This window comes from Paenibacillus sp. IHBB 10380 (assembly GCF_000949425.1).
In the GTDB taxonomy this organism is placed as follows: domain Bacteria; phylum Bacillota; class Bacilli; order Paenibacillales; family Paenibacillaceae; genus Paenibacillus_AQ.
In genome coordinates this window covers 3,272,468-3,297,114 of record NZ_CP010976.1, presented here as the reverse complement: position 1 = coordinate 3,297,114, position 24,647 = coordinate 3,272,468, and the positions used below count along the sequence as shown (strand labels likewise).

Sequence of the window (24,647 nt, the reverse complement as noted above, 5' to 3'; positions counted from 1 at the left end):
ATTGAACAATAATGAATTTATCTTAAAAATTGCTGCATATGCCATAGAGGACTATCGCAATTGCGGCGTTCCTGCATCTCTCACCATCGCGCAAGCTGCGCTAGAGTCTGCATGGGGTAATAGTGGTTTGACGACTAAGGCAAATAATCTTTTTGGTATCAAAGGAAAAGGGACTGTGGGCAGCATTACCATGCCAACGACCGAATATGTAGGAGGCAATCCAATCAAAGTGGATGCGGCATTCCGTGCATATCACAACTGGGGAGAGTCTATTGCCGATCATTCCCAGCTGATTACGAATGGCGTATCGTGGAATCGAAATCTTTATGCCAAAGTCCTGAATAAGGATGGAAAAACAGCCGCCAAGGAAGTAGCTGTTGCGGGGTATGCGACAGATCCCAAATATGCGGACAAGCTCATTGCCATTATGGATACGTACAATTTATATCAGTATGATTTGAAACGTAACGACGAATCTATAGAGAAGCCGCAGGAAGGTGGCAAAATCGTAGGTGTTCAAATCGCACAATTAGTAAAAACGATAGAGGAACAAAATAAGCGGGTGGTAGCCATGGAGAAACGTCTCAATATGTCTGGACAAGAGGATTACGTAAGTAACTATACGGATGCTGTTATGGCTGCTAAGAGTGTGAAAGCAATTACGACTTCAGCAGATAAGTCCAAGTTAGAGCTGAACATGATCCAGATGATTTATAATATTGGGTTGTTTGATCCATGTGTACTCACAATGATGAAGAACCATTTGAAAGGGGAGAAATAATGATGAACAAGCGAAGATGGCGTAACGGGGCTTTGTGGGCTAGTATTGTATCGCAATTACTGCTATTGGTGCAGTTGTTTGGACATGTAACCGGGATGTACGAGTTAACGGAGCAAATGTCTGGAGATGTTCTCACATTGATGAATACGTTGCTAGGGTTATTAGTTATCCTCGGTATTATTTCTAATCCGACCAGACCGGGCAGCTCTGGATATAACTTGTGATATGTGAAATCACAAATTCACAAATTATAAAATGGCTCTAATTCATAATCAGTGCTTGCTTAAAATAGAATCCTATGCTGATCGTAGCTTCGATACTGGAATTGTTCTGGAGAAGCGTAGCATTCGCCGAAAAGCTTTCCCTTGGAAAGCTACTTCGAAAGCATACGCTTTGCCCCTGAATTTTCACCGCAACAGCGATCGTAAGGACAATCCATCCGCGTAGCGGTCACTTATCAATACTATATATTTTTTAAGTACTCATTCTTTTAATCTCCTGCATATAATGCAATCCATGACTCCTCTGACATTAATAGCTATTCTTAAATTTACAAACACAAATAAGAGCTATGCAGAAGCATTTTTCCCGTAAAACGTATTTTCCAATTATATAAATCCATAATATGGTATCCTGTTATTATTGGATAATGAAAGGATGATACACATGATGTTTTCTTTGTTAGCTATATTGATTCAGCTCGTAACCATTTCCTTTTGGATATTTATCATTTACGTTGCAATCACGTTAGTTAAAAACTCAAATTCAAACAAAAGATCCCTTCAAAATATTGAGAGAGAACTAAAAGAAATCAACGAGAAGACGAATCGAAGTTAACTCACGAAAAAAAAAGAGCTGCGCTAAAGCAGCTCATAAACTTTATATCCCCTTTTAATATCGCTCACTCATTTTAAGTATCCTTCGCGTTCTAATAATCTTTACTCAGGCATAATCCACACAATTTCAAATATACGCACGTAGAAATTTTTGCCGCGACATTGCAAGATGACATGGTCTGGTTTGCAGTCACATACAATGCCTTCGACTTTTCCACGAGTTGTTTCCAACAAAACACATTTTCCTATTAGGGATTTCAATGTCTCCACTACACAATGGTCAACGGGATGTACGACTAATGGCTTATGGTGCATATGTGGCTGCATATGTGGTGGCATGTTTGGCTGCATGCTTGCTTGCATGTTTGGTTGCATATTCGGTTGCATGTTCGGTTGCATGTTACGTGTCATTTGATAATGTTCCAGAACAATCACTCCTTAGGTTAGGTTGCTGTTTTGATCTTAAGGTAATGTATGACAGTTGCCTAGGATTGGTGATTTTATTCTGGGTGGTTAGTTGTTATTGTTTTTTATATCCCATTTGTTTACGTTATTAAATTGTCCGACATTAGCGGGTCTACCTTCACTGATATCCTTAGAAACAGCCTGTAAACGTTTCTCAGAATATATGGCTAGAGAAGGAAGATCCTTATGTAGTAAAGCCTGTAGTTGATTGTAAATCTCAAGACGTTTTGCGGGATCAGTTTCGTTTTCACCTTTGGCAATGAGCGTATCTACCTGTGGGTTATTATAGTTAAGGAAATTATTTTCATTATCGCTTTTAAACAGTGTGAAATATAAGCTGGGTTCAAAATAATAATCACGATTAAAGATAGTTAAATCGTAATCCCCGTTGTCTACTTTTCCGATCAAAGTACCAAAATCGAATTTTTGTATTTTCACATTCACGCCAACTGCAATTAAGTTCTGAACTATTATCTCGGAAGCCTGTTCGCGAAGTTTGTTACCTGAAGGGACAAGCAGCTGAACTTCACGTTTCGAATCCCAATTAGCTTCTTTAAGCAACTGCTTTGCCTTTTCAGGATCATACGTATATAACGGGGTATCCTTGGCGTAGTAAGGATGATTGTTCGGGATCCCTCCATCGATGATATCTGCCTGACCTTTAAACAGTTGGTCAACGATCAACTGACGGTTAAGCGCATATGCAAAAGCTTGACGTACTTTAGGATCGGTAATTTTCGTTACATTGAAAAAAAGCTCTGCTGGCTCTGATGGCGTACTTGATGAAAGGTTGATGTTAGATAAATTCTTGACAGTTCCATAATCTGTGATCGGAATAAGTCCAACAGGTAAGGAGTTTAATTGAATTTCATTGGTTTGTAGTTGAGCTACCAGATTTGTTGCAGGCAGCACCTTAACGATGACCTTATCCAGCTTAGCAATATCGCGATAATAATTTTCATTACGCACCGCTTCAAAATATTGGTCTTTGGCAAACTTGGAGTATTTGAATGCACCGATGGTTACGGTAGGATTCTGGAAATAGGGATCGGTAGCCAGTTGTTCGGGATTGATATCCTTTAAGATGTGCTCCGGCAAAAAGTTAATGTTCGTACCAAATTTCTCTTTGAAGATATTAGAGTCGATAGGTGTCTTGCTTTTTATTTCAAAGGTGTGTTTATCAATAATCTTAAATCCGGAAATTTCAGTTTGTCCCGCAGGGATTTTACCCGCATCATCCAAGCCTTCTACAAAAGCAATTCGAATGGTACTTTCAACTTGGGGATTCAGCGCGGTTTTTAATGTGAAAGCTACATCGGCTGCCGTGAAGGGCTCGTTGTCATTCCATTTAGCTTCAGGATTCAACTTAACGATAAAGGTTTGGTTGTCTTTTGTTTCAATAGATGAAGCAATCTTAGGGATAAATTCAAATGATTCCGTTAGATCTAAGAGTGAATCGTTGATGATGCTAAGTACAGTTTGGGATGCAGAATCTCCTTGATGGTTAATTTGGTTTAAAGTAGTAGGAGAATTAACAATCCCAATGGAAACTATCTTTGGCTTTGCAGTTGTTTCTGCCTTTTCTGCTGTAGGATATTGCTGGGCATCTGCTTTTTTTGTGGTTTCCTTAGTTGAGCCACATGCAGAAAGGATGATAACAAACATGGCTAATAAGCTGATGAATAGAATGCGGTTCATTGATTTCATTGAAAGATCCCCTCTGTTGATCATATTTTTAAAGTTGTAAGTACCTTATAGTGAGAGTTCAAAAAGTCGACTATTCAGCATGATAGCTTATGCTTACGATGCTGCGTTTTTTCAAAACGCCTCAGAAGGTGAGTTAAGGGCCGAAGAAGGAGTAGCGGAGTTACACGTTTTCGAAGAAAATGACCTTCGTAAGCATGCGCTCGCAAACCTACATGAGCAACGGACTTCGAGGGTTGAACTCAGATTCGATGCCGAATAATCTTCTTGCGTTACTTCGTGATCAATAGATGACTTTTTGAACAACCTCTTATTGCTTGGGATCTAATGCATCTCGAAGTCCATCCCCCATGAAATTAATAGCTAATACTGTGACCAAGAGAATAGACCCAGCAGGCACCCACAGCCAAGGTTGATTGGTTAATACAGTTAAAGATTGAGCATCGCTGAGCATGTTCCCCCAACTGGGTGTTGGCGGTTGGATCCCCATTCCGAGAAAGCTAAGCCCTGCTTCACTAAGGATAGCAGCAGCTATACCGAACGTGGCGTTGACAATAACGGGACCGAGGGCGTTGGGCAGAATATGACCAAACATGATACGCCGAGGACTAAATCCAAGGGCGATTCCAGCTTTTACATAATCCAATTGCTTGAGCGATAGCACACTTCCTCTAACCAGACGTGCTACTGTAGGCCAAGAGAATAAGGCTAGAACGAGAATGATGGTGGTAAGACTTGAGCCCAATATACTGACGACGACCAAGATGACCATTAAATAAGGAAAGGCCATAAAAATGTCGGCAAGACGCATCACGATCATATCCATCCAGCCCCCATAATAAGCGGAAATCAAGCCAATCGTGGTCCCTATAGTGACGTAGATGGACACGGTGAGAAAGCCGACGATCAAAGAAATTCGAGTCGCATAGATAAGCCGGCTTAGAACGTCTCTTCCTACTTGGTCTGTTCCGAGCCAATGAACAGAAGAAGGGGAGGCTGAGAAGATAGTAGTCACTTCATTGGGATTATGCGGCGTTAACCATGGTGCGAACAGTCCAGTACATACGAGTAGGATGATAAAGACAAGTCCTGCAACGGCCAACCGGTTTTTCCTGAAGCGGTGAATGATCTGCTGGATGTAGCGTTCCTCCGGCTCCGATTGTATGGTTTGACCAGAGTCCATTGTTCGCCTAGTTGATTTCATTTGGATATCGGTTATGGACATGTGCATGCCCCCTTTCTAGTTATATTTGACACGTGGATCTGCTACGAAATACAGAATATCCATGAATAAATTGGTTGCAAGTACAATAATCGCAGCTATGAAATTTAAGCCCATTAGGGTGGGATAATCCCTAGATAATATGGATTGCATGGTTAGCTGCCCTATGCCAGGCCATTGGAAAATTTGTTCAATAATAATACTTCCTCCAAGTAGGAGGGGGATTTCCATACCGAACACGGTGATGATTGGAATAAGCGCATTACGCAGTGCATGTTTATTGGTTACGATAAACGCATGCAAACCCTTGGCGCGGGCTGTCCGTAAATAATCCTGTTTCAGCACATCGAGCATACTTGCACGTACATATCTTATTTTTTTACCGATAATAGCAATCGTAAGTACGGAGACGGGAAGAATGAGATGCTTAATTCTATCCGCTAAGCTGCCATCACCGCCAATTGTCAGCATCCCACCCGTAGGTAATATTTTGAAATGAAGTGCAAAAACATAGATTAGACCTAATCCAAGAAAAAACTGTGGAATAGAAGTCCAAATAAAGGATAAGCCAGTCATGATGTAATCGAATCGAGTGTTTTGTTTGACCGCGCTTAGAATTCCAATGGGAATGGCTATTAACACGCCGAGTGTTAAAGAGATCGAAGTTAACATAAGTGTGGGTCCAATACGTTCTCCGATGATATGCGTAACAGGAGCAAAGGAGCTGAAGGAGTAACCGAAACCACCGTGAAGTAAATGCCAAAGCCATTTGAAATATTGAATGATGAGGGGATCGTTAAGTCCTAGCATCTCTTTCTTTGCTTCCACTAACTGCTGGGGTGTATTGGGATCAATGAACATATCGACGGGATTACCAGGTGCTAGATTAACAATGCAAAAGTTGAGAATGGTAATGCCTAGTAATACGGGAATCGCAATAAGTACGCGTCTCACAATGTAATGGAGCATAAGAAGGTTCCTCCTTTTCCTAGCCTTAACCTAAGGGATAATGACATGCAACCGTATGTAGGACACCCGTGAGAGGCGGTTCTTCATGCTTGCATTTTTCCTGCATGTAAGGACATCGTGTATGAAATCGACATCCCATAGGTGGGTTTGCGGAACTTGGAACTTCACCCTGTATAATGATTCGTTCTTTATTACGTAGCTTGGGATCAGGCAATGGACTTGAATTCAATAAGATATGGGTATAAGGGTGCTTGGGATGATTGAATAAATCGGTTTTATCTGCTAGCTCTACGATTTTTCCGAGATACATAACTGCCACTCGAGTGCTAATATATTTGACTGTACCCACCCCATGCGCAATGAACAAATAAGTAAGATTCAACTCTTTTTGTAAATCTTTAAGCAAATTCAAAATTTGAGCTTGAATAGATACATCGAGTGCAGAGACGGGTTCGTCACATACAATAAATTTCGGCTTTAAAGAGATAGCTCTTGCAATCCCAATGCGCTGCCGCTGCCCGCCAGAAAATTCGTGAGGATAGCGATTCTTGTAGGAGCGAGGCAAGCCCACTGCATCCAATAATTGATCTACATTTTGCTGTACCCTGCTAGGATCGACAAGCTTGTGTACGATAAGGGGTTCAGATAGAATATCATTGATCTTTTTTCGCGGGTTTAACGAAGAATAAGGATCTTGAAATATAATTTGTATCTGCTTACGAATCGGCTTTAATTTTTGATTAGAATACTGAGTGATATTTTCATTCCTGAAAAATATCTTACCCTCGCTGGGATTCTCAAGTCGTACTATAGAACGACCAATGGTGGATTTACCACACCCGGATTCTCCGATAAGTCCTAATGTCTCCCCTTCGTAGATATTGAGACTAATATCGTCAACCGCTTTGACATGTCCTACTGTCCGCGAGAAAATTCCCTTTTTAATGGGGTAGTAGGTTTTTAATCGCTCAATTCGGACTAATGGAGTCTGAGTAAGCGTGTCTTTAACTTCTATCATTTCATCCCCCCCTGTAATGAGCTGACTTATTTCATTCAAGTCACATTCCTAATACAGCCAGCATTTCACTTGGTGATTAGGCTTTATTGTCTTTAACTCCGGCTGCTCATGAATGCATTGCTTCGTAGCGTGTTCACAGCGGGAATGGAATCTGCAACCTTGAGGCATCCGCTGTATGGAAGGTACAGATCCAGGGATACCGAATAATCGATCGTTGTCGTCATCCCCCGTACCTGGAATGGATTGTAATAATCCTTTTGTATAAGGGTGGAGCGGTTCCTCGAATAAGGAGAAGACATCGGCTTCTTCGACGATTTGGCCTGCATACATCACGATCACTTTGTCAGCCATTTCTGCAACGATGCCCAAGTCATGTGTGATCAGCATAATCGCCGCACCGCTTTCTTCACGTAGCTCCTTCATCAAACTCAAAATTTGAGCTTGAACAGTGACATCAAGCGCAGTAGTAGGTTCATCTGCAATAAGAAGCTTGGGTTTGCAAGCAAGCGCTATAGCAATCATGACCCGCTGGCGCATACCACCAGATAACGTATGTGGATATTCCTTTAGAATGGCTTCGGGACGGGAAATACCTACCTTAGTTAGCATTTGAATGGCGTAAGCCTTAGATTCCTTACGATTAAGCTTCATATGTAGTCGGATCGTTTCTATTAATTGACTGCCAATAGTAAAAACCGGATTAAGCGAGGTCATAGGTTCTTGAAAAATCATTGCGATCTCTTTACCGCGTAGTTGGCGAAGCCCGGTCTCGGACAACTCAGCTAGGTTGGTCCCATTGAACCAAATCTCCCCCTGCTGAATGCGACCTTCCTTCCCAAGCAGGTTCATGATGGATAAGGATGTAACGCTTTTCCCGCAGCCTGACTCTCCTACGATTCCGATGGTCTCACCCAGCTGCACTTGAAAACTGACTTTATCGACAGCTGTCACATCGCACGTGTCGGATCGAAATACCGTTTGCAATCCATTGACCTTCAGTAAGTTATCCATCCAACCACTTCACTAGCTGTTGTTTACTCATCGCTGTTCCTCCTTTAGTTATATTCCAAACAATTATTCACATAATTTAACTGTGAATAATGGGTTTAATATAACATAAACATAAAATTACCATTTAATAGAAATCTTCTATTAAGAAAGAGGGGAACTCTATGATAATGCTTACAAGCCTGAGCAGATACGATTGTCTGATGATCGCGATTCGCTTGAAACATTTAAGAAACGATAATGATGACGGAAACATAAAGATGTTCTATACCAGAATAGAAGATCCTTATTGAACTCCAATTGACTAAACTGGAAAATATATGATAATTTTAAAACAAATTTTAATACCCCATATAACCGATGAGAGTATGGAGATGATTAGAATTTTAAACAATGGTGGTTGATTGCTGTATTAATACCCATTATTCAAGTGGGTATAATACAAATTATATTTGGAAGGTGGAAAAAGAAATGAGTAGCTTAAATTGTCTTGTATGCAAGTCTGATTTTAGCGTAGAAGAAGATGCAACAACGGGGGAGATCGTTGAATGCTCCTCATGTGGTCAAGAGCATGAAGTACATGCCGTTCACAATTTAATCACTATAGCACTCGCTCCGGAAATTGAAGAAACTTGGGGTGAGTAAAGGAGTTGGATGATGAGTAAACATACAGATGTTTTAATCTGTGTCACCAAACTACGCGAGGAAGAAAAACGTATATCTGATTTTCTTAAAGAGGATGGTTTTCATGTTGAGATTAATCTTGATTCCATGGACTTACCCTTGGAAACAGACAGATCTGAGCAAGTTGGGTTAGCGCTCATAAGGTGCCTTTCTCAAAAAAAGGCATTAAGTCGCTCAACCCTATTGGAGTTAGCAGGCATTGAAACGGTCAATTCAGTTAAGGCGATTACGATTTGTACGAATAAAATTCATCAATCGATTGTATTTCAACAAGCTAATATTCCGCAGCCAAGATTTAAGGTGGCTTTTACATCATCCAATATAAAAGAATCTTTTGAAGACTTTGGTAACGTATTTGTTATCAAACCTGCGAGCTCATCCTGGGGAAGAGGAATCGCGAGGATTGTGGGACAAGATTGTTTAGATGCATGGACTGCGGCAAGGGAATCTTTGGATCCCACGCAACAATCCTTCCCTGTATTGATTCAAGAATTTGTGGATAAGGGGGATTTCGATATCCGGGTCGTGATTGTGGGAAGTAAGCCCATTGTGGCTTTCCGCAGAGTATCCATCGACAACTGGAAAACCAATACACATCTTGGTGCTGAAATAGAACCGATGGATATTAACCACGAGATTGGATCTATATGTAACAAACTGATTGATATTTTGGGAGAAGGTATCTATGGATTAGATCTATTCTATGATTTCAAGAATAACTGTTATCTCGTATGCGAAATTAATCAAAATCCTGAATTCTCCAAGTCATGGAAGATCCATGGTGTCGATGTTGCGGATCATATTGCACAATATCTTAAGAAAAAAATAGCGTTGAAAAGTAAATTTGCTCAAATAATAAATTAATAATGGAGGAGGAACAATGGCAGATTCCGTGATCAAAAAAGAAAATTACTTCTCGCTTTCATTTGTATTATCTAGAGTTCTTAATTCAGGTGTCATTATGAGTATTGAAAAGAATGAGAATGAATTAAAAGGTTTAGAGAAGAGCATTAGCAAGATAACCAAGGCTAAACACGTAGCCTTATTCAATAGCTATACAGGTGCCGTACATGGTGCATTATGGGGACAGAATATTGTACATGGTTCATCTACTCGACTAGCGAAAGCGAGTGATCAGGAAAGAAAATTTTTGAATTGGTTAGGGATTAATTTAGAGTCTGATCTAGAACTTGGACATGGTTATGCAACCATTTCAGTGAATTGGGAGAATCTCAATGACTTGGAAGCCTTGGTTGTATCCAAAACGACAGATGCTCAAGCACTAGTATTAGATTTTACGGATTTAGGGTTTGGTCCTTGTGCAGCATTAGCGGTGAATGACATTTCTGTTTGGAAGAAAGCGGAGAGATTAAAGATTTTTGGTGCTTTTGATTTGAAAACGATGTGGACGCAAGAAGAAAGTGATTCTGAAATCGAGCCAGCCATCCAGTTTAACTATCGATTAAGCCCCCTAGTGGGGGCATGTGTGAAATTAACATTGCTAAGGAGGAACCACGAGAATGAAGACAGATTTCATACAAAAGCTGTTGGAACTTCCTTCAGATGATTGGATAGGCGCTGATCTGGCATATAAGGGTGGCCCTGCTGTCATCCCTGAGGATGTAAGAAAAACTAATTTCCCAATCATCACTAAGGAAGATGTCATGCAGATGTTAATCTCGATCCAGCAAGACCCAGATCGTGTGATCGATGAATTTACGGAGAAGTATCGTCATTATGTGGGAGCCAATTATGCGATTTCTACAGCAAGCGGTACTTCTAGTCTTCACCTTGCTTTAGTGGGAGTGGGGGTGCAACCAGGCGATGAGGTCATTCTACCAGCGTTTACGTTTATTGCTACAGCTCAGGCTGTTGTGGCTGCAAAGGCGATTCCCATATTTGTGGATATTGATCCACAAACCTATTGCCTAGATCCCGCCAAAGTAGAGAAGGCGATCACGAGTAGAACGAAAGTGATCATGCCAGTCCATGTACATGGCTTGCCAGCAGACCTCACGCAATTAAGCCAAATCAGTAAGAAATATTCTTTACGCTTGGTTGAAGATGCTTCCCATGCTCATTCGGCTTCGATTGGTCATCAAATATGTGGCTCCATCGGTGATGGAGCTGGTCAAAGTTTAATGGCAGATAAGAACTTTCCTGTTGGGGGAGAAGGCGGCATAGCCTTTTTCAAAGAGAGGGAAGATTATGAGAGAGCCTTGGCTTTTCTCGAAGATTCGGGTATTGATTACAGAATGTCTTGGATTGCAGCCGCTTTTGGGATAAGTCAGTTGGAGCGTCTCCCGTATTATGATGCTATCCGAGCAAGAAATGCAGGATATCTTACGAAGGTCCTTTCGGAGACAAAGCTCTTTAGAGGACCGATAGTACCCGAGGGTTCCAAGCACAGCTATAACATGTACAGAATCAAGATATCTCCAGAAAACTTGGGTTTAGAAGATTTACTTGATTATAAAGTAAAGGATGCGATCCAAGAACTGGCGATGAGTGAAGGTGTTTTTGCAAGAGAATGGCAAAATGTTCCGATCCCCGGGCATCTTCCTTTTAAGAACAAGATTGGCTTTGGAAACGGCTATCCATTTACATTATCAGGTCGTAGTGATTTAGGTTATGACATCCACAACTTCCCGGAAACGCTGAAGATGTTGCGGTCTACCTTAACGATATGCAGAGAATTAAGATCACCCATTGAATATGAAAGAATTCAAGCTTACGCCTTAGTTTTCCAAAAAATTGATGCAAATCCGGACATCATTCGTCAAATCGTAGAAAGAAACACGAATGATCCAGTTCTGTATGAAAGGGATGCTAGATTAGGATGAGTACATCTGAATATCGTGTGAAACGAGTAGCCATTCTAGGCGGAACTGGTTTTACAGGCGCTGAAATATATCGGTTGTTAAGCAAACATCCCTTTTTAAAGGTGGAATTTGTCTCTTCGGAATCTAAAGCTGGAAGCCCCGTAGATAAACATTTCATGGCGTTTAGACATGGGAAGAAATCGAATGCGCTCAAATTCAGTAAAATTTCAGACCTAGATGGTAAATATGACATTGTGTTCTCTTGTTTACCAACGGGGGTGCTACCTCAATTCATTAATCAAATATCTTTGCATGCGGATTATATTTTTAATGTTAGTGGAGATTACAGAGTTACGGATCTGGATCTCTTACAGAAGCATTATCCCGAAACGCTAAAGCATGAATTTAACGGCTCTAGTTATTACTATATTCCTGAGTTTAGTAGAATCGATCACCAAGTGAAGGTTGTAAACCTTCCGGGCTGTATGGCTGTGGCAACGATTTATACTTTATATCCACTATTGGCCCATGACCTAATCGAGAATCGTATTGTATCCGATGCTAAAACAGGTTCTAGTGGAGGAGGGAAAACGACGACCGAGCATCATGCTGAGCGTACGAATAATTTTCGACCGCATAAAGTACATGGGCATAGACATAAGCCAGAGATCGAATTTGCTTTCAAGACGTATTTTCAAAAAGAAATTGATCTGCAGTTTTCTACGTATAGCCTTGATCTGCCAAGAGGCATCATGGTTACGTCATATTCGGTTCTAAAAGAAGGTGTTTCAGAGATTGATGTGAAAAAGGCCTTTTACAGCACTTATGCATCTACACCGTTTATCCATTATTTCAATTCCAACGTTGGGCACAATTCTAATCCTATGATCAAAACCGTAGCGGGAACGAATTACGCGGAAGTGGGTGTGTATATTGACGGGAAGAATTGTGTATCGATCTCGAGTATAGATAATTTAATAAAAGGTGCTGGAGGACAAGCGATTCAGGCGGCAAATCTCTATATGGGTTTCCCAGAGGAGACAGGACTGCAATCTGAATTGGAAGGAGTATGGCCTTAATATGGATCACTTATACGTTATTAAATTAGGAAGCAGTACCCTGGTGAACCATCCAGAAATATTTGAGGAAATTGCTGAGATTGTACACCGAGGTGGCAAGATTCTTTTGGTGGCAGGTGGTGCTGAAGGGATTAAACAAAAATATAACAATATCGATCGAGAAATACCGTTTCTTACGTTAGTAAGTGGGGATGAAGTTCGGTACTGCTCTCCTGAAGAAATGCCCATCATCCGAGCTGCGTATGATGAAATAATTATCCCGATCGTCAATGAAAATCTGAGAAAACACAAGCTTAACGTATTCTCACAATCTGGTGGAGAGAATGACATTGTCTTTGGAACCAAAGCCAAACCTCTCAAAGTATTAAAGAACAATAAACCTGTCATTGTCAGAGATTCATTATTTGGTAACTTCACAGGGTGTAATGTGGATTTCTTGAAAGCTACATTAGCTACATTTGATGTCGTGTGCCTTACACCTCCGATCATAGATAAAGTGCTTGGAGCGTTCATTAATATTGATGCTGATGTGCTGGCAGCTCATTTAGCGATCGAGTTAGAAGCGCAACATCTAAGGTTTGTGACTAGTACCTACGGAATACTTGAGAACGTAGAAGATGAAAGATCAACCCTCTCGGATGTTTACTTAGGTGACGAAATCCATTCGATTACAGGAAGAATGAAGCAAAAGGTACGGGCTGCAAATTTAGCCATTCAACATGGGATTTGCGATGTATGTATTACCGGACCTCATACGTTAGAGGGTACAGGTAAAACTTGGTTTTGGAATATGGAGAAAGACCTCAATGATATGGACTTATTGAATAAGGTTGTGCGTATCCCCTCGATTTCCCAAGGTGAACATGAGCTAGCTCATTATTTGTTGGATACCATTCAATATCCAGGCGTTTCGGGTCGGATTGATGAAGTCGGTAATATCGTTTTTCAAAAAGGAAATGGACCTAATAAGCTATTGCTTCTAGGGCACTTGGACACGGTTCCGCATATTTGGAAAGTCGAAAGTGACAGCCAAGGAATTACAGGTAGAGGTGTAGTAGACGCCAAAGGATGTTTCGTGAACTTCGTTCATATGTTGAGAGATGCGGAGGTACCTTCGGATGGTACTTTACTGGTCATTGGTGCGGTAGAAGAGGAAATATCGTCTTCTAAAGGAGCCCATTATATTAAAGATCATTACAGTGCCGATGCCGTGATTATTGGTGAACCCAGCGGGGAAGGGAGTCTAACATTGGGCTACTATGGACTCTATAAACTTGAGATTACCATTACTCGCCCCCAAGAACATACGGCTGCCAAAGATGCGCTGAGTGTCATCGATCAATTACATGTGGTTGTCGAGGACATACGTTCAAGGGTGCAGAATATTGACCCTCAATGCCTATCGTCACTCATTGATATCCAACACACCAATGAAAAAGGAATACTCACGGTAAGCGGAATATTGAATTTTAGAATTTCACCTCCTGCCGGTAAAGATTACGCGTCGAAGATTGCGTTGGATTTTGGTGACGAGGTGATTGTGAAGGTCTTACGCGCTACACCTGGATTTGCTAATCCACGTAATTGTGTATTGGTTAAAGCGTTTGTTCGTAGCTTCGCTAAGGAAGAAAAGTCCATTCATTATATTAAAAAACGAGGTACCAGTGATATGAACACACTGGCAACGACATGGGATGCTACACCAATGGTAGCTTATGGACCTGGGGATTCCAGCTTAGATCATACGAATCATGAATACTTGCACATTAAAGAGGTGGAAGCAACCCGAACCATTCTTAAAGAAGCGGTTGGAGAATGGTTTAGGCTGAAAGGGAGTGAATAATATAGATACCGTATATGAGCCAATTCCGCATTCAGAGCATCTAAATAACCTGGTTGCAATCACCAAAGAAGCAAGGAAACTGATTATAGATATGGCGGCCTCTGAGACGGGGTGCCATATTGGTGGAAGTTTATCCGTCATTGATCTTCTTATAGGGGTGTATTCAAAGTATGTAAAAGATGAGAACACCGTCATTGTTCTTAGTAAAGGTCATACAGCGGCGGCGTTGTATGCAACACTTTATCTTTATGATCTCATTGAGGATAACCCTGCTGAATCTTACGGTGAGAAAGGCTCATTATTTACAGGTCATCCCAACCATAAACTGCCCCATATCCCATTCTCCACAGGGAGCTTAGGACATGGTATTCCTTATGCGGCAGGCTGGGCATTAGGACAAAAAATTAAGAACCTAGATGGATTAGGTATCGTGTTAGGTGGGGATGGCGAGCTGCAAGAGGGTCTATGTTGGGAAACAGCTCAAATCATTCAGGCCAAAGCAATCTCTAATTTTATTTATATCGTAGATTGTAACGGGGGTCAGAATGATGGATATGTCAGTGACATATCCCCACTTCATAACCTGAGACAACGATTCGAATCATTTGGATTTCAAGTGGAAGAAATAGATGGACACAATATGGAACAAATTTTAGCAGCTTTAGAACTCAACCATGATAAACCATTAGCTCTGCTTGCAACAACGATTAAAGGCAAGGGTGTAGAAGCTATAGAGGGTAATCCAGACGCTCACTATGCCAAAATCCCAGAGAGAGTCGCTAGCAAATGGAAGAGGAGTTTAGTATGAGTAAATCAGGAAGAGAATCCTATAAGGATGAACTCGCAAAGCTAGCCTTTAATAATGAAAGAATCATTTGTATTGAAGCAGATTTAGGTGGGAAGAATCACCCGTTTGAACAAAGTCATCCTAATCGTTTTTTTAACTTAGGGATAGCGGAATTGGCTAGTATTGATATAGCGGCAGGTTTGGCCGAAGCGGGGTTTATTCCGTTTTTTTCAACCTTTGCTTCATTCGCTGCTGTTAGAGCTGCGGAAAGTATAAAGTTAGCCATGGGATATATGGAGAAAAACATCAAAATAGTCGCTGCTTATGGCGGTGTTTCAGGAGGATGGTTTGGAACCACTCACCATTGTTTAGAAGATATTGCGATTATCCAATCCTTCCAGAATATCCGAATTGCTTGTCCCCATGGAGAGTTAGAGACTAGACGAGTGATTCAAGAAGCTGCGGAATCACAAGAGCCCTACTATATTCGTCTGGCTAGAAATGCTGTTTATGACAGTCTTGATCGAGCGGAGGAAAGCAGTTGTAAGGATATCCTAATTGAAGGGGCAGTATTCACCAATGCCAAGCTTTGCTTGATATCTATTGGGGAAGAGGCAACTGAGTTATGTAAATCAATTGCTCAAGTGAATGATTCTGTTGTTCATGCACACTTATGTTATGTGGACCTAGCTAGCTTGAAAAGTTATATCGGTGATTTACAGCAACTCTCGGATACGTTTCTTGTCGTGGAAGAACATAGAGCAACAGGAAGCTCAGCTTCCAATCTAGCTTTATTAATGCCTGAGTGTAAAGTCTACTCGCATGATTGCGGTGAGAAATGGCCTATTTATGGCGGTACACATAAGGATGTACTGGATTACTTAGGGTTTGGACTTGAACCTCTGCAACAGCAAATACATTTAATAGGGGGTACAGATGGTTTTTAGTATTCTAAAACCAAGAAATTTCCGTCATTTTTTCTTCTCCGACATCATTTCTGGATTCGGAGTGGGTATGAGCACGATTGGAGCGAACTGGTTTCTGATGGATCAGACGGGTTCTATACAATTGATTGGGTTCATGCTTTCTTTAAATGTGATTGCAGGGTTAGTGATATCCCCATTTGTTGGAACGTTGACCGATAGATTCAATCGCAAAAAAATTATTTTATGGACTAATTTTTTTCGTACCTTAGGAATCGTTGCGGTTATTTGTCTATTTTTAATATTTGGCTTTCATACGGAGTATCTTTACTTTTTTACAATTATAAATGGTATGAGTTGGGCGATTTACATGTCCGCATCTAGAAGTTTAGTCCAAGAGCTTCTTACAGAGAAGGAATTAATTAATGGTAATTCTTTAGTCGAGATCAGTTTGCAGGTTGGCATGTTTATGGCTGGTGCGGCTTCAGGTTTATTGTATAAATATTTTGGATTTGAGCTTATTCTAACGATTAATGCCATTGCTTTTATTCTAAGCAGCCTATTCTTATACAGAGTTCAATACAATCCTATTGTGATAGGTAATAAAGAGGAGACCTTTTTTGCTAATTTTAAAGATGGCATTAGTTACTTAAAGGAGAGACCCTATATTTTCTGGATAGGTGTTGTGGCAATTGTCCCTTTAATTTCTACAATGGTCTATAATGTCGTTCTTCCGGGATATGTAAATAACTCGGTTCGCGGTGATTCTGTTGTGTTCGGCTTATCAGATATGTGTTACGGCATAGGAGGACTTATATCTGGGTTTATTGCAGCACCATTTGCTCGAAAAATATCGAAGCAAGGAACGATTGCACTTTTCTTCCTTTTAGCCATTAGTAGCTTACTTGCTTTGGCATTTAATAAATATGTATTTGTCTTGTATATAGGAAGTGTATTCATCGGACTTAGTAATTCTTCATTAAGAATATTGATAAATACAACGATCATGGAGACGGTATCTAAGTCATATATGGGAAGAGCTTTATCCGTTTGGATGGCTATTTCGCTTCTGTTGCAGACGGTCTTCGCCTCGGGTCTGGGTGTACTGATAGAACGTTACTCTGCGGGTGTAGGTTTTATTTGTATGAGTGTTCTCATGTTATTAGGGTTCGCACTATATCAAATGTTAGGAAGTAAAGTTAAAGCTACTAAAAAAACCTTAACAATGTAATGAAGTGGAGGGATAAGATGAATAGTAAAAAGATAGTAGCATTTGTTGAACCGAGTTTTTATGGGGTAAGTTTTGTTAGAGCAGCCTATGAGCAGGGTTTTAAGATCATTTCTATCGTTTCGTCTCCTGACAATCCTGAGAAGTATGGGTATGAGGGAATTTATCATGATCTGATTATTGCAGATATTCGAGATGAAGATTCGTTATATGAAGCCATTACCAATTCCAAATATCATCATAAACTCGACGCTCTCATTCCGGCAACAGATTATGCCTCCCATCTTACGGCAAAGGTGGCAGAACGACTAGGTCTTAAAGGAGTTCCTTATGAAGCAGCACTCAAATCAAGGAATAAAGATTTAGCCAGAGAAGCTTATGCGGATCACGATGTTCCTAGCGCAAAGTTTAAGAAAATTAAAACCTATGAAGAAGCGGTATTAGCAGCTGGGGAGATTGGATATCCTATCGTACTGAAACCAACAAATGCTTCAAGTAGTCAAAAGGTGTTCTTTATCAATAGTTCTAGTGAGCTGGAACAAGCAATGGCTGATATCGTTGATTTTAAAGAAACCTATATGAATTTTAAAGTCCGAGAGGAGTACTTAATAGAAGAGTATCTAAATGGGCAGGAGTTTAGTGTGGAACTGTTTTTACAAGATGGGAACCCGATCTTTGCTGCCGTTACAGAAAAGACAACTTCACCTCTGCCCTACTTTGTGGAGATTGTGCATACGTTACCTACCTCCGTTTACTCCGAGAGACAAGAAGATATCGTCAATACGGCTGTAAGTGCTCTTAGGGCTATAGGACTCATCAATGGTCCCAGTCACGTTGAGGTTAAGCTTACTGACAAAGGACCTCGAATTATTGAAGTGAATGGCAGGCCTGGTGGGGATAATATCTCCTCTGATTTATTAATTCAAGCTTTAGGATTTGATATCTTCAAAGCTACCGTTCATTATTATTTGGATCTTCCCATCGACATTCATACACATCAGAACAGAGCCGCCTCTGTAGCGTATTTGATTGCTGATAAAGCTGGAACGGTTTCGACTATTCGAGGGCTTGAACATATCGAAGATCATGCAAATGTCGTTCGTTCGCATATTTCGGTTCAATCTGGCGATCAGATCGTTGTTCCCAAAAGTTCGGATGATCGATTGGGTTATGTCATTACGATTGGAAACACCCCAACAGAAGCCAGAGAATCAGCGTTAGCAGTAATCCGAAATATTGAACTTGTATATAGCTAAGGAGGCAGATCGCGATGGGAATTGTTGTTCTTTACGGAAGTTCTCGTAGACACGGAAATTCAGACAAACTGGCTGATTTATTGGTCGAGGGCTTGGATGCGGATCGAATATATTTGTCGGACTATAATCTTCAACCGATAACGGACTATCGTCATACTGAACCTAGAGCATACCCGAACGATGATTACCATGAACTGATTGACAGAGTATTGGAGCAGGATACGATCGTGTTTGCGACACCAATCTACTGGTATGGCATATCAGGCGTTATGAAAACCTTTATTGACCGTTGGTCTCAATCATTACGTGAAGATAGGGATCATTTTTTATCGAAAATGTCTGCCAAAAAAGCATATGTTATCGCTGTTGGGGATGATGAACCTCATTTAAAAGGACTACCTCTTATTCAACAATTCCAATATATTTTCGATTTCACACATACTCAGTTTGATGGTTATATTATTGGAGATGGAAATAAACCTGATTCGATTTTGGAGGATACCGCTGCGCTTTCTAGGGTGGAGGAATTAAGAAAAAGAATCACTCATAATGGCTAATTGTTTCTCTCACATATTTCGTACAAATAATCCATCAGGTAAGAACTTGGTGGATTATTTGTATTTGAATTTAAGGGTTCTAATTCATAATCAGCGCTTGCTGAAAATAGAATTTTATGCTGATCGTAGCGGAGAGGATGGAATTGTCGTGGAGAAGCGTAGCGTTCGCCTTTGCCCCTGAATTTTAACCGCAAAGAGCGGTAGATTCAAAAAAATTTGGGGGCAACAGCGATCGGAAGGACAATCTATCCGCGTAGCGGTCACTTATCAACTCGATACATTTGTCAAGCACTGATTTTGGTGTTGAGCCAATTTACGACATATACTTTCTAGCAAATTCTACAAACTCACTTCGTAAAGAAGAATGAGTTGCATCGGGATGAAAGGCCATGATCGATTGGATCGAGGTAGAAATCTGATCTGGAATAGGCAGATACATAAGCTGACTTCGTTCTAGCTCATGCTTGATTCCTCTTTTCGGATAGAAAGAGATGTGATCTCCTGCGCTAACAGCTAATTTAATAGCTTCAGAAGAGTCCATTTGTACTCTTTCCCACAGATGAATTCTGTTGCTGATGGACCAATCCAATGTGAAATCTTTAATAAATGTTCCTTCAGCATGTTGAATGAAGAATTCCTTCGCAATCTGTTGAACATCGATGATACTAAGTTTCGCAAAGGGGTGATGGGGTCCGAAGATGACAACCAACGCATCCTTAAATAATGTTTCTGTTTGTACAGGTTCTTGTATATTGTGGGACGCATCTAAGGAATAATAGAATGCAATATCAACGTCTTGGTTGATGAGCATCTGTTTAATGGTTTGTGTAGGTTTAACAGACACTTGGATGGAGATACCCGTATGCAGTTTGGAGAAATCGTTGATCATTTCTGGCAATGGGGAAATACTAGCGATACTGTCCGTTCCAATATGTAAAGTTCCTTTATCCAGAGCAGCATAATCTTGAACGACTTTTTTCGCTTCTGAAGCCAGACCGGTAATTTTGAGGGCATAGGGATAGAGAGCCTTGCCTGCTTCCGTGAGCAGCATTCTGCCTCTTTTGGATTCGAATAAGGCCGTTCCCAACTCCTCCTCCAGACTCTTCATATGAAAAGTAACAGAAGGCTGTTTTATATTTAACTCTTTAGCAACATCCGTGACTTTTTTATATTTCTCTATATATACAAGGATCATTAGCTTTAAAATACTCATCTTTTTGCCTCATCTCCATAGTTTCATAACCTTATTATAGATTTATTCTATGGATTTATAAAGTTTATATAGCAATATTTATTGTTGCATTTACAAACTAATGTTTTTGCAAAAATGATCAAGAACTACAATAAGTTTGTAAGTTATAAAGAAAGCTCACGACGTTGAGCACACATACAGGGGAGAGATCAACAAATGAAATTAAAGAAACCTTTACTAATGATGGGTACATTGGCACTACTACTTGTGGTATCTGCATGTGGGTCCAACAACAATGCAACTCAAGGGGCAGGGAATTCAACGACAGAGACAAATAAAGAAGTAGCATTAAGTGGATCTATTCTTGCGGTTGGATCGACGGCTCTACAGCCTTTGGTTGAACAGGTTGGACAGAAATTTATGGCTGATGCTAAATATTCCAAAATAGCAGTACAAGTGCAAGGCGGAGGAAGCGGAACAGGACTTACTCAAGTATCAGGCGGGCAAGCGGACATTGGTAACTCTGATGTATTTGCAGAAGAGAAGTTGAAAGATGCTGACGCTGATAAAGCCAAAGAATTAGTAGATCATCAAGTAGCAGTCGTTGCAATGGCAACAGTATCAAATAAAGATACGGGTGTAGATAGTTTAACTCAGCAACAACTGGTAGATATTTTCTCAGGTAAAGTAACGAACTGGAAAGAAGTTGGCGGTATTGATGAGAAGATTGTTCTCGTAAACCGTCCAAGTAGTTCAGGAACTCGTAGTACTTTTGAGAAATATGCATTAGGTACTAAAGTGGATGATATTGCAGGATCTATTCAAGAAGAATCCTCAGGTACAGTTAGAAAGATCATTGGTGAAACACCAGGTGCGATTGGATATCTTGCACTGTCTTATCTAGATGATTCAATCAAATCTGTTCAATACGATGGTGTTGAAGCAACGGTAGATAACGTTACAGCAGGTAATTATCCAGTATGGGCTTATGAGCATATGTATACCAAGGGTGAGCCAAATGAAGTTGTAAAAGCATTCTTGGATTACATGACTTCTGATGAAGTTCAAAATGGTGACGTTGTAGAACTTGGTTACATTCCAGCTTCCAAAATGCAAGTTAGCCGTGATGTAGATGGTAACGTAACGAAGAAATAAGTGAAATAACAGCAACGATTAGTAAATATTATCAAAAGAGGCGGATAATCTGCCTCTATTTTCACTTTAAGAAAGTAGGACGAATATGAAAGTTAAAAAACAATCTCCTGTCCTTATCCAAAAACATCACTTGGAAGACTGGGTTGGACGGATCTATACCACATTTTGTGTATCCCTCCTGGTGATTATCATCGTGTCCATGATCTATTTCGTGGCATCGAAAGGATTGGCGACTTTTTTTACGAATGGTGTTCATGTAGAAGATTTCCTATTTGGGACGAAATGGGATCCTAATGGAGAGAATCCATTATTTGGGGCTTTACCTTTTATTGTTGGATCTTTTGCTACATCACTCTTAGCAGCGTTAATAGCAAGTCCATTAAGTATCTGTGCTTCATTATTCATGACTGAAATTGTTCCTTCTTGGGGTAAAAGAATATTACAACCTGTTATCGAGTTACTCGCAGGAATTCCCTCTGTTGTATACGGATTTGTAGGTTTGACGGTTATCGTACCGCTATTGCGTGATACCTTCCCTGGGCAAGGAATCGGGGTTGCTGCAGGGGCCATTGTACTCTCTGTCATGATTCTACCGACAATTACAAGTATTACTACGGACGCATTAAGCTCATTACCAAAGGGATTGAAAGAATCCTCATATGCGCTTGGTGCGACACGGTGGCAGACCATTTCTAGTGTTATTATACCTACTGTATTGCCTTCTATCCTGACAGGGATTGTTCTTGGGATGGCTCGGGCATTTGGTGAAGCTTTAGCTGTTCAGATGGTTATTGGTAACGCACCACACATTCCTCAATCGTTATTTCAATCGGCGTCAACATTGACAAGTATTATCACGCTTAATATGGGGAATACAGTCATGGGCTCGGTACAAAGTAACGCATTGTGGAGTATGGCATTAGCGCTAATGGTCATGACATTTATATTCGTAATTATCGTTAGGCTCTTGGAAAGGAGACATCGGATTTGAAACCAAAAACAGCTGATAAAATAGCTACTGGCGTCATTGTTACCTTCTCCTTACTTATTGTTGGTCTATTATTGGGTTTACTTGGATTTATTCTATTTCGGGGGCTAAGTCATATTAGTTGGTCTTTCCTAACGTCTGTGCCACAGACCATCAGAGCAGGTGGGGGAATAGGACCACAGTTATTTAACTCTCTCTTTCTATTAGTATTAACATTGATTATTACCATTCCACTAGGTCTGGGTGCAGGAATTTATATGGCGGAATATGCGAAACCAGGTAAAATAACTGGAGGTATCCGTCTAGTTGTAGAAGTTCTTTCCTCTTTTCCATCTATCGTGGTGGGACTATTCGGGTTATTACTGATCGTAAATACATTTGGATTCGGATTCTCTTTGTTCTCAGGTGCGCTTGTTCTCACCATATTTAACCTCCCACTTATGGTACGGGTAACCGAGCAGGCCTTCCGTGGTGTTCCGAAAGAGCAGAAGGAAGCGGGACTTGCTCTCGGATTATCGAAGTGGAAGATCATTACGTCGGTCTTGTTACCAGTAGCTCTACCCAGTCTAGTTACGGGTACCGTACTTGCGGCAGGCCGAGTATTCGGAGAAGCTGCGGCATTGCTGTTCACAGCAGGGATGTCCACACCAAGACTTGATTTCACGGATTGGAATCCACTCAGTCCAACATCGCCGATTAATCCATTTCGTCCTGCCGAAACATTGGCTGTGCATATTTGGAAAATCAATAGTGAAGGACTTGCTCCTGATGCGGCTGCAATTGCTGCCGGAGCCTCAGCGGTGCTGGTCATTCTCGTGCTAGTATTCAATTTGGTTGCCAGATGGCTAGGAAGAATAGTATATCGAGCATTTACGGCATCTAAAGTTATGGAATAGGGGACTAACTATGCAAACAACCTTTCGAACCGAACAGCTGAGTGTTTTCTACGGAAACTATGAAGCCGTGAAAAGTATTGACCTGAACTTCCCTGAACAAAGCGTCACAGCTTTGATTGGACCTTCAGGTTGCGGAAAATCGACCTTCTTGCGTTCATTGAATCGTATGAATGATGAGATCGCTGGATCTAGCATTAAAGGAAAGATTTGGATTGATGGTGACGATATCAATGATCCGGGTACAGATGTGATTAAGCTCCGGCAAAAAATCGGAATGGTATGGCAACGTCCTAATCCATTCTATAAATCGATTTACGAGAATATCGCCTTTGGTCCGAAATATCATGGGATTAAGGATAAGAAGAAGCTGGATGAGATTGTGGAGAGTAGTCTGCAGAAGGCTGCATTGTGGAATGAAGTGAAAGATCGCTTGAAGCAGTCCGCACTTTCTCTCTCAGGTGGGCAGCAGCAACGGTTATGTATTGCAAGGGCGTTATCTGTAAGTCCACGTATTCTACTGTTAGATGAACCTGCATCGGCTCTTGATCCAGTATCTACAGCTAAGGTCGAGGAACTCATCGTTGAATTGAAAAAAGAACTTAGTATCGTGATCGTTACACATAACATGCAACAGGCTGCAAGAATATCCGATCATACGGCTTACTTTTATCTAGGAACCCTTATGGAATATGATGTGACAGAGAAAATATTTACGAATCCAACCAACCCCAACACGCAAGAATATATTTCGGGAAGATTTGGATGATATAGAATGACAATAAGAAACAATAATGGACCGCGAATCTTAAGAATAAAGATTCGCGGTCCATTATTGTTTTAGGCTCTTTTCGTAAATATTGTTGCTTTTAAAAACAGGCAGAGTATTATTCTCTGCCTGTACGTATTATTGGGTCTTGGTCGTGAAAGCCAATACAGATGGGTATGTTACTTTGTCTCTTATTACAAATGCTAATGAAACAGCAGTAAAATTTACCTTTCGGCACGTTTGTAAAAGCATAAATTTTACTGTTTCTTCGGCATCTTCTTATGTAACTTGGAGATATCCTCTCGCTTTTCAAGGAATAGGTATAAGTCTTCACTATACTTTGCTTAAATTTCTACGAGAAACATGGGTATTAAGTAATTCCCGAGAAAAGAGTATATATACTGGCGTATTTTTCCTTTTTACTATATTATAATTGTTTGTAAATAGGAATATAGAACTAATACATAA

General features: G+C 40.6%; 24 protein-coding genes. 17 read left to right on the top strand and 7 right to left on the bottom strand.

Going from position 1 to position 24,647, the window contains the following annotated elements:
• Window position 1: 1 nt before the first annotated feature.
• Complete coding sequence (locus tag UB51_RS14655; RefSeq protein ID WP_044877930.1) at window positions 2-781, top strand: glycoside hydrolase family 73 protein; 780 nt, start codon at window positions 2-4, stop codon at window positions 779-781.
• Window positions 781-1,005: a phage holin gene (locus UB51_RS14650; RefSeq protein WP_044877929.1), complete on the top strand. Its 225-nt coding sequence runs from the start codon at window positions 781-783 to the stop codon at window positions 1,003-1,005. Before UB51_RS14655 ends, UB51_RS14650 begins: the two co-directional genes overlap by 1 nt.
• 714 nt (window positions 1,006-1,719) lie before the next feature.
• Here UB51_RS14650 and UB51_RS14645 read toward each other — a convergent pair.
• The 6 genes from UB51_RS14645 to UB51_RS14615 form a co-directional block, all read right to left on the bottom strand.
• Entirely contained in the window at window positions 1,720-2,028 is a 309-nt protein-coding gene (locus UB51_RS14645; protein ID WP_445322329.1) for a DUF2642 domain-containing protein, read from the bottom strand.
• A 102-nt stretch (window positions 2,029-2,130) separates the two neighbouring features.
• Window positions 2,131-3,789, bottom strand: coding sequence for an ABC transporter substrate-binding protein (locus UB51_RS14640; RefSeq protein ID WP_044877928.1), 1,659 nt, complete (start codon window positions 3,787-3,789; stop codon window positions 2,131-2,133).
• A 307-nt stretch (window positions 3,790-4,096) separates the two neighbouring features.
• On the bottom strand, window positions 4,097-5,011 hold the full coding sequence (opp4C, locus tag UB51_RS14630; RefSeq protein WP_044877926.1) for an oligopeptide ABC transporter permease: 915 nt from the start codon (window positions 5,009-5,011) through the stop codon (window positions 4,097-4,099).
• A gap of 15 nt (window positions 5,012-5,026) precedes the next feature.
• Window positions 5,027-5,977 (bottom strand): ABC transporter permease, encoded by a 951-nt coding sequence (locus tag UB51_RS14625; protein ID WP_199924938.1) that lies wholly within the window; start codon window positions 5,975-5,977, stop codon window positions 5,027-5,029.
• Window positions 5,978-6,002: 25 nt separating this feature from the next.
• Window positions 6,003-6,995 carry an ABC transporter ATP-binding protein gene (locus UB51_RS14620; RefSeq protein WP_044877925.1) on the bottom strand — a complete coding sequence of 331 codons (993 nt, stop codon included), beginning with the start codon at window positions 6,993-6,995 and terminating at the stop codon, window positions 6,003-6,005.
• Between the two features lie 48 nt (window positions 6,996-7,043).
• Window positions 7,044-8,006 (bottom strand): ABC transporter ATP-binding protein, encoded by a 963-nt coding sequence (locus tag UB51_RS14615; RefSeq protein ID WP_044877924.1) that lies wholly within the window; start codon window positions 8,004-8,006, stop codon window positions 7,044-7,046.
• A gap of 468 nt (window positions 8,007-8,474) precedes the next feature.
• On the opposite strand from UB51_RS14615, the gene UB51_RS14610 reads away from it, so the two are divergent.
• Genes UB51_RS14610 through UB51_RS14560 form a run of 11 tightly spaced genes read left to right on the top strand, consistent with a single transcriptional unit; the run spans window position 8,475 to window position 19,182 of the window.
• Complete coding sequence (locus UB51_RS14610) at window positions 8,475-8,648, top strand: lysine biosynthesis protein LysW (RefSeq protein ID WP_044877923.1); 174 nt, start codon at window positions 8,475-8,477, stop codon at window positions 8,646-8,648.
• 9 nt (window positions 8,649-8,657) lie between these two features.
• A complete protein-coding gene (locus tag UB51_RS14605; RefSeq protein ID WP_044877922.1) occupies window positions 8,658-9,551 on the top strand; it encodes a RimK family alpha-L-glutamate ligase in 894 nt (297 codons plus the stop codon).
• A 16-nt stretch (window positions 9,552-9,567) separates the two neighbouring features.
• The gene (locus UB51_RS14600; protein ID WP_044877921.1) at window positions 9,568-10,254 is read left to right on the top strand and encodes a hypothetical protein; all 687 of its coding nucleotides are present in this window, start codon (window positions 9,568-9,570) and stop codon (window positions 10,252-10,254) included.
• Window positions 10,208-11,530 carry a DegT/DnrJ/EryC1/StrS aminotransferase family protein gene (locus UB51_RS14595; RefSeq protein WP_044877920.1) on the top strand — a complete coding sequence of 441 codons (1,323 nt, stop codon included), beginning with the start codon at window positions 10,208-10,210 and terminating at the stop codon, window positions 11,528-11,530. Before UB51_RS14600 ends, UB51_RS14595 begins: the two co-directional genes overlap by 47 nt.
• Window positions 11,527-12,588: an N-acetyl-gamma-glutamyl-phosphate reductase gene (gene argC, locus UB51_RS14590; RefSeq protein ID WP_044877919.1), complete on the top strand. Its 1,062-nt coding sequence runs from the start codon at window positions 11,527-11,529 to the stop codon at window positions 12,586-12,588. The genes UB51_RS14595 and argC overlap by 4 nt, the downstream gene beginning before the upstream one ends.
• Before the next feature lies 1 nt (window position 12,589).
• Window positions 12,590-14,431, top strand: a complete 1,842-nt coding sequence (locus UB51_RS14585; protein ID WP_044877918.1) for a M20/M25/M40 family metallo-hydrolase — start codon at window positions 12,590-12,592, stop codon at window positions 14,429-14,431.
• Window positions 14,424-15,239 carry a 1-deoxy-D-xylulose-5-phosphate synthase N-terminal domain-containing protein gene (locus UB51_RS14580; RefSeq protein WP_234405444.1) on the top strand — a complete coding sequence of 272 codons (816 nt, stop codon included), beginning with the start codon at window positions 14,424-14,426 and terminating at the stop codon, window positions 15,237-15,239. Before UB51_RS14585 ends, UB51_RS14580 begins: the two co-directional genes overlap by 8 nt.
• Window positions 15,236-16,165, top strand: a complete 930-nt coding sequence (locus UB51_RS14575) for a transketolase family protein (RefSeq protein ID WP_044877917.1) — start codon at window positions 15,236-15,238, stop codon at window positions 16,163-16,165. The genes UB51_RS14580 and UB51_RS14575 overlap by 4 nt, the downstream gene beginning before the upstream one ends.
• A complete protein-coding gene (locus UB51_RS14570) occupies window positions 16,155-17,372 on the top strand; it encodes an MFS transporter (protein ID WP_044877916.1) in 1,218 nt (405 codons plus the stop codon). Before UB51_RS14575 ends, UB51_RS14570 begins: the two co-directional genes overlap by 11 nt.
• A gap of 17 nt (window positions 17,373-17,389) precedes the next feature.
• Window positions 17,390-18,625, top strand: a complete 1,236-nt coding sequence (locus UB51_RS14565; protein ID WP_044877915.1) for an ATP-grasp domain-containing protein — start codon at window positions 17,390-17,392, stop codon at window positions 18,623-18,625.
• 14 nt (window positions 18,626-18,639) lie between these two features.
• Window positions 18,640-19,182: a flavodoxin family protein gene (locus UB51_RS14560; protein ID WP_044877914.1), complete on the top strand. Its 543-nt coding sequence runs from the start codon at window positions 18,640-18,642 to the stop codon at window positions 19,180-19,182.
• Window positions 19,183-19,495: 313 nt separating this feature from the next.
• On the opposite strand, the gene UB51_RS14550 is transcribed toward UB51_RS14560, so the two are convergent.
• On the bottom strand, window positions 19,496-20,395 hold the full coding sequence (locus tag UB51_RS14550; protein WP_044877912.1) for a LysR family transcriptional regulator: 900 nt from the start codon (window positions 20,393-20,395) through the stop codon (window positions 19,496-19,498).
• A gap of 195 nt (window positions 20,396-20,590) precedes the next feature.
• Here UB51_RS14550 and UB51_RS14545 point away from each other — a divergent pair, with 195 nt between their 5' ends.
• The 4 genes from UB51_RS14545 to pstB all read left to right on the top strand — a co-directional run bounded on the left by UB51_RS14545 (window position 20,591) and on the right by pstB (window position 24,179).
• The gene (locus UB51_RS14545) at window positions 20,591-21,529 is read left to right on the top strand and encodes a phosphate ABC transporter substrate-binding protein (RefSeq protein ID WP_044877911.1); all 939 of its coding nucleotides are present in this window, start codon (window positions 20,591-20,593) and stop codon (window positions 21,527-21,529) included.
• Between the two features lie 85 nt (window positions 21,530-21,614).
• The gene (gene pstC, locus UB51_RS14540) at window positions 21,615-22,520 is read left to right on the top strand and encodes a phosphate ABC transporter permease subunit PstC (protein WP_044877910.1); all 906 of its coding nucleotides are present in this window, start codon (window positions 21,615-21,617) and stop codon (window positions 22,518-22,520) included.
• Complete coding sequence (gene pstA, locus UB51_RS14535) at window positions 22,517-23,413, top strand: phosphate ABC transporter permease PstA (protein ID WP_044877909.1); 897 nt, start codon at window positions 22,517-22,519, stop codon at window positions 23,411-23,413. The genes pstC and pstA overlap by 4 nt, the downstream gene beginning before the upstream one ends.
• Before the next feature lie 10 nt (window positions 23,414-23,423).
• Window positions 23,424-24,179: a phosphate ABC transporter ATP-binding protein PstB gene (gene pstB, locus UB51_RS14530; RefSeq protein ID WP_044877908.1), complete on the top strand. Its 756-nt coding sequence runs from the start codon at window positions 23,424-23,426 to the stop codon at window positions 24,177-24,179.
• Window positions 24,180-24,647: the final 468 nt, after the last annotated feature.

What these genes read in the sequence shown, in the direction of transcription:
- UB51_RS14650 (WP_044877929.1), top strand. Translation starts at nt 781, where the DNA reads ATGATGAACAAGCGAAGATGGCGTAACGGGGCTTTGTGGGCTAGTATT.
- UB51_RS14645 (WP_445322329.1), bottom strand. Translation starts at nt 2,028, where the DNA reads ATGACACGTAACATGCAACCGAACATGCAACCGAATATGCAACCAAAC.
- UB51_RS14640 (WP_044877928.1), bottom strand. Translation starts at nt 3,789, where the DNA reads ATGAAATCAATGAACCGCATTCTATTCATCAGCTTATTAGCCATGTTT.
- opp4C (WP_044877926.1), bottom strand. Translation starts at nt 5,011, where the DNA reads ATGTCCATAACCGATATCCAAATGAAATCAACTAGGCGAACAATGGAC.
- UB51_RS14625 (WP_199924938.1), bottom strand. Translation starts at nt 5,977, where the DNA reads ATGCTCCATTACATTGTGAGACGCGTACTTATTGCGATTCCCGTATTA.
- UB51_RS14620 (WP_044877925.1), bottom strand. Translation starts at nt 6,995, where the DNA reads ATGATAGAAGTTAAAGACACGCTTACTCAGACTCCATTAGTCCGAATT.
- UB51_RS14615 (WP_044877924.1), bottom strand. Translation starts at nt 8,006, where the DNA reads ATGGATAACTTACTGAAGGTCAATGGATTGCAAACGGTATTTCGATCC.
- UB51_RS14610 (WP_044877923.1), top strand. Translation starts at nt 8,475, where the DNA reads ATGAGTAGCTTAAATTGTCTTGTATGCAAGTCTGATTTTAGCGTAGAA.
- UB51_RS14605 (WP_044877922.1), top strand. Translation starts at nt 8,658, where the DNA reads ATGATGAGTAAACATACAGATGTTTTAATCTGTGTCACCAAACTACGC.
- UB51_RS14600 (WP_044877921.1), top strand. Translation starts at nt 9,568, where the DNA reads ATGGCAGATTCCGTGATCAAAAAAGAAAATTACTTCTCGCTTTCATTT.
- UB51_RS14595 (WP_044877920.1), top strand. Translation starts at nt 10,208, where the DNA reads ATGAAGACAGATTTCATACAAAAGCTGTTGGAACTTCCTTCAGATGAT.
- argC (WP_044877919.1), top strand. Translation starts at nt 11,527, where the DNA reads ATGAGTACATCTGAATATCGTGTGAAACGAGTAGCCATTCTAGGCGGA.
- UB51_RS14585 (WP_044877918.1), top strand. Translation starts at nt 12,590, where the DNA reads ATGGATCACTTATACGTTATTAAATTAGGAAGCAGTACCCTGGTGAAC.
- UB51_RS14575 (WP_044877917.1), top strand. Translation starts at nt 15,236, where the DNA reads ATGAGTAAATCAGGAAGAGAATCCTATAAGGATGAACTCGCAAAGCTA.
- UB51_RS14570 (WP_044877916.1), top strand. Translation starts at nt 16,155, where the DNA reads ATGGTTTTTAGTATTCTAAAACCAAGAAATTTCCGTCATTTTTTCTTC.
- UB51_RS14565 (WP_044877915.1), top strand. Translation starts at nt 17,390, where the DNA reads ATGAATAGTAAAAAGATAGTAGCATTTGTTGAACCGAGTTTTTATGGG.
- UB51_RS14560 (WP_044877914.1), top strand. Translation starts at nt 18,640, where the DNA reads ATGGGAATTGTTGTTCTTTACGGAAGTTCTCGTAGACACGGAAATTCA.
- UB51_RS14550 (WP_044877912.1), bottom strand. Translation starts at nt 20,395, where the DNA reads ATGAGTATTTTAAAGCTAATGATCCTTGTATATATAGAGAAATATAAA.
- UB51_RS14545 (WP_044877911.1), top strand. Translation starts at nt 20,591, where the DNA reads ATGAAATTAAAGAAACCTTTACTAATGATGGGTACATTGGCACTACTA.
- pstC (WP_044877910.1), top strand. Translation starts at nt 21,615, where the DNA reads ATGAAAGTTAAAAAACAATCTCCTGTCCTTATCCAAAAACATCACTTG.
- pstB (WP_044877908.1), top strand. Translation starts at nt 23,424, where the DNA reads ATGCAAACAACCTTTCGAACCGAACAGCTGAGTGTTTTCTACGGAAAC.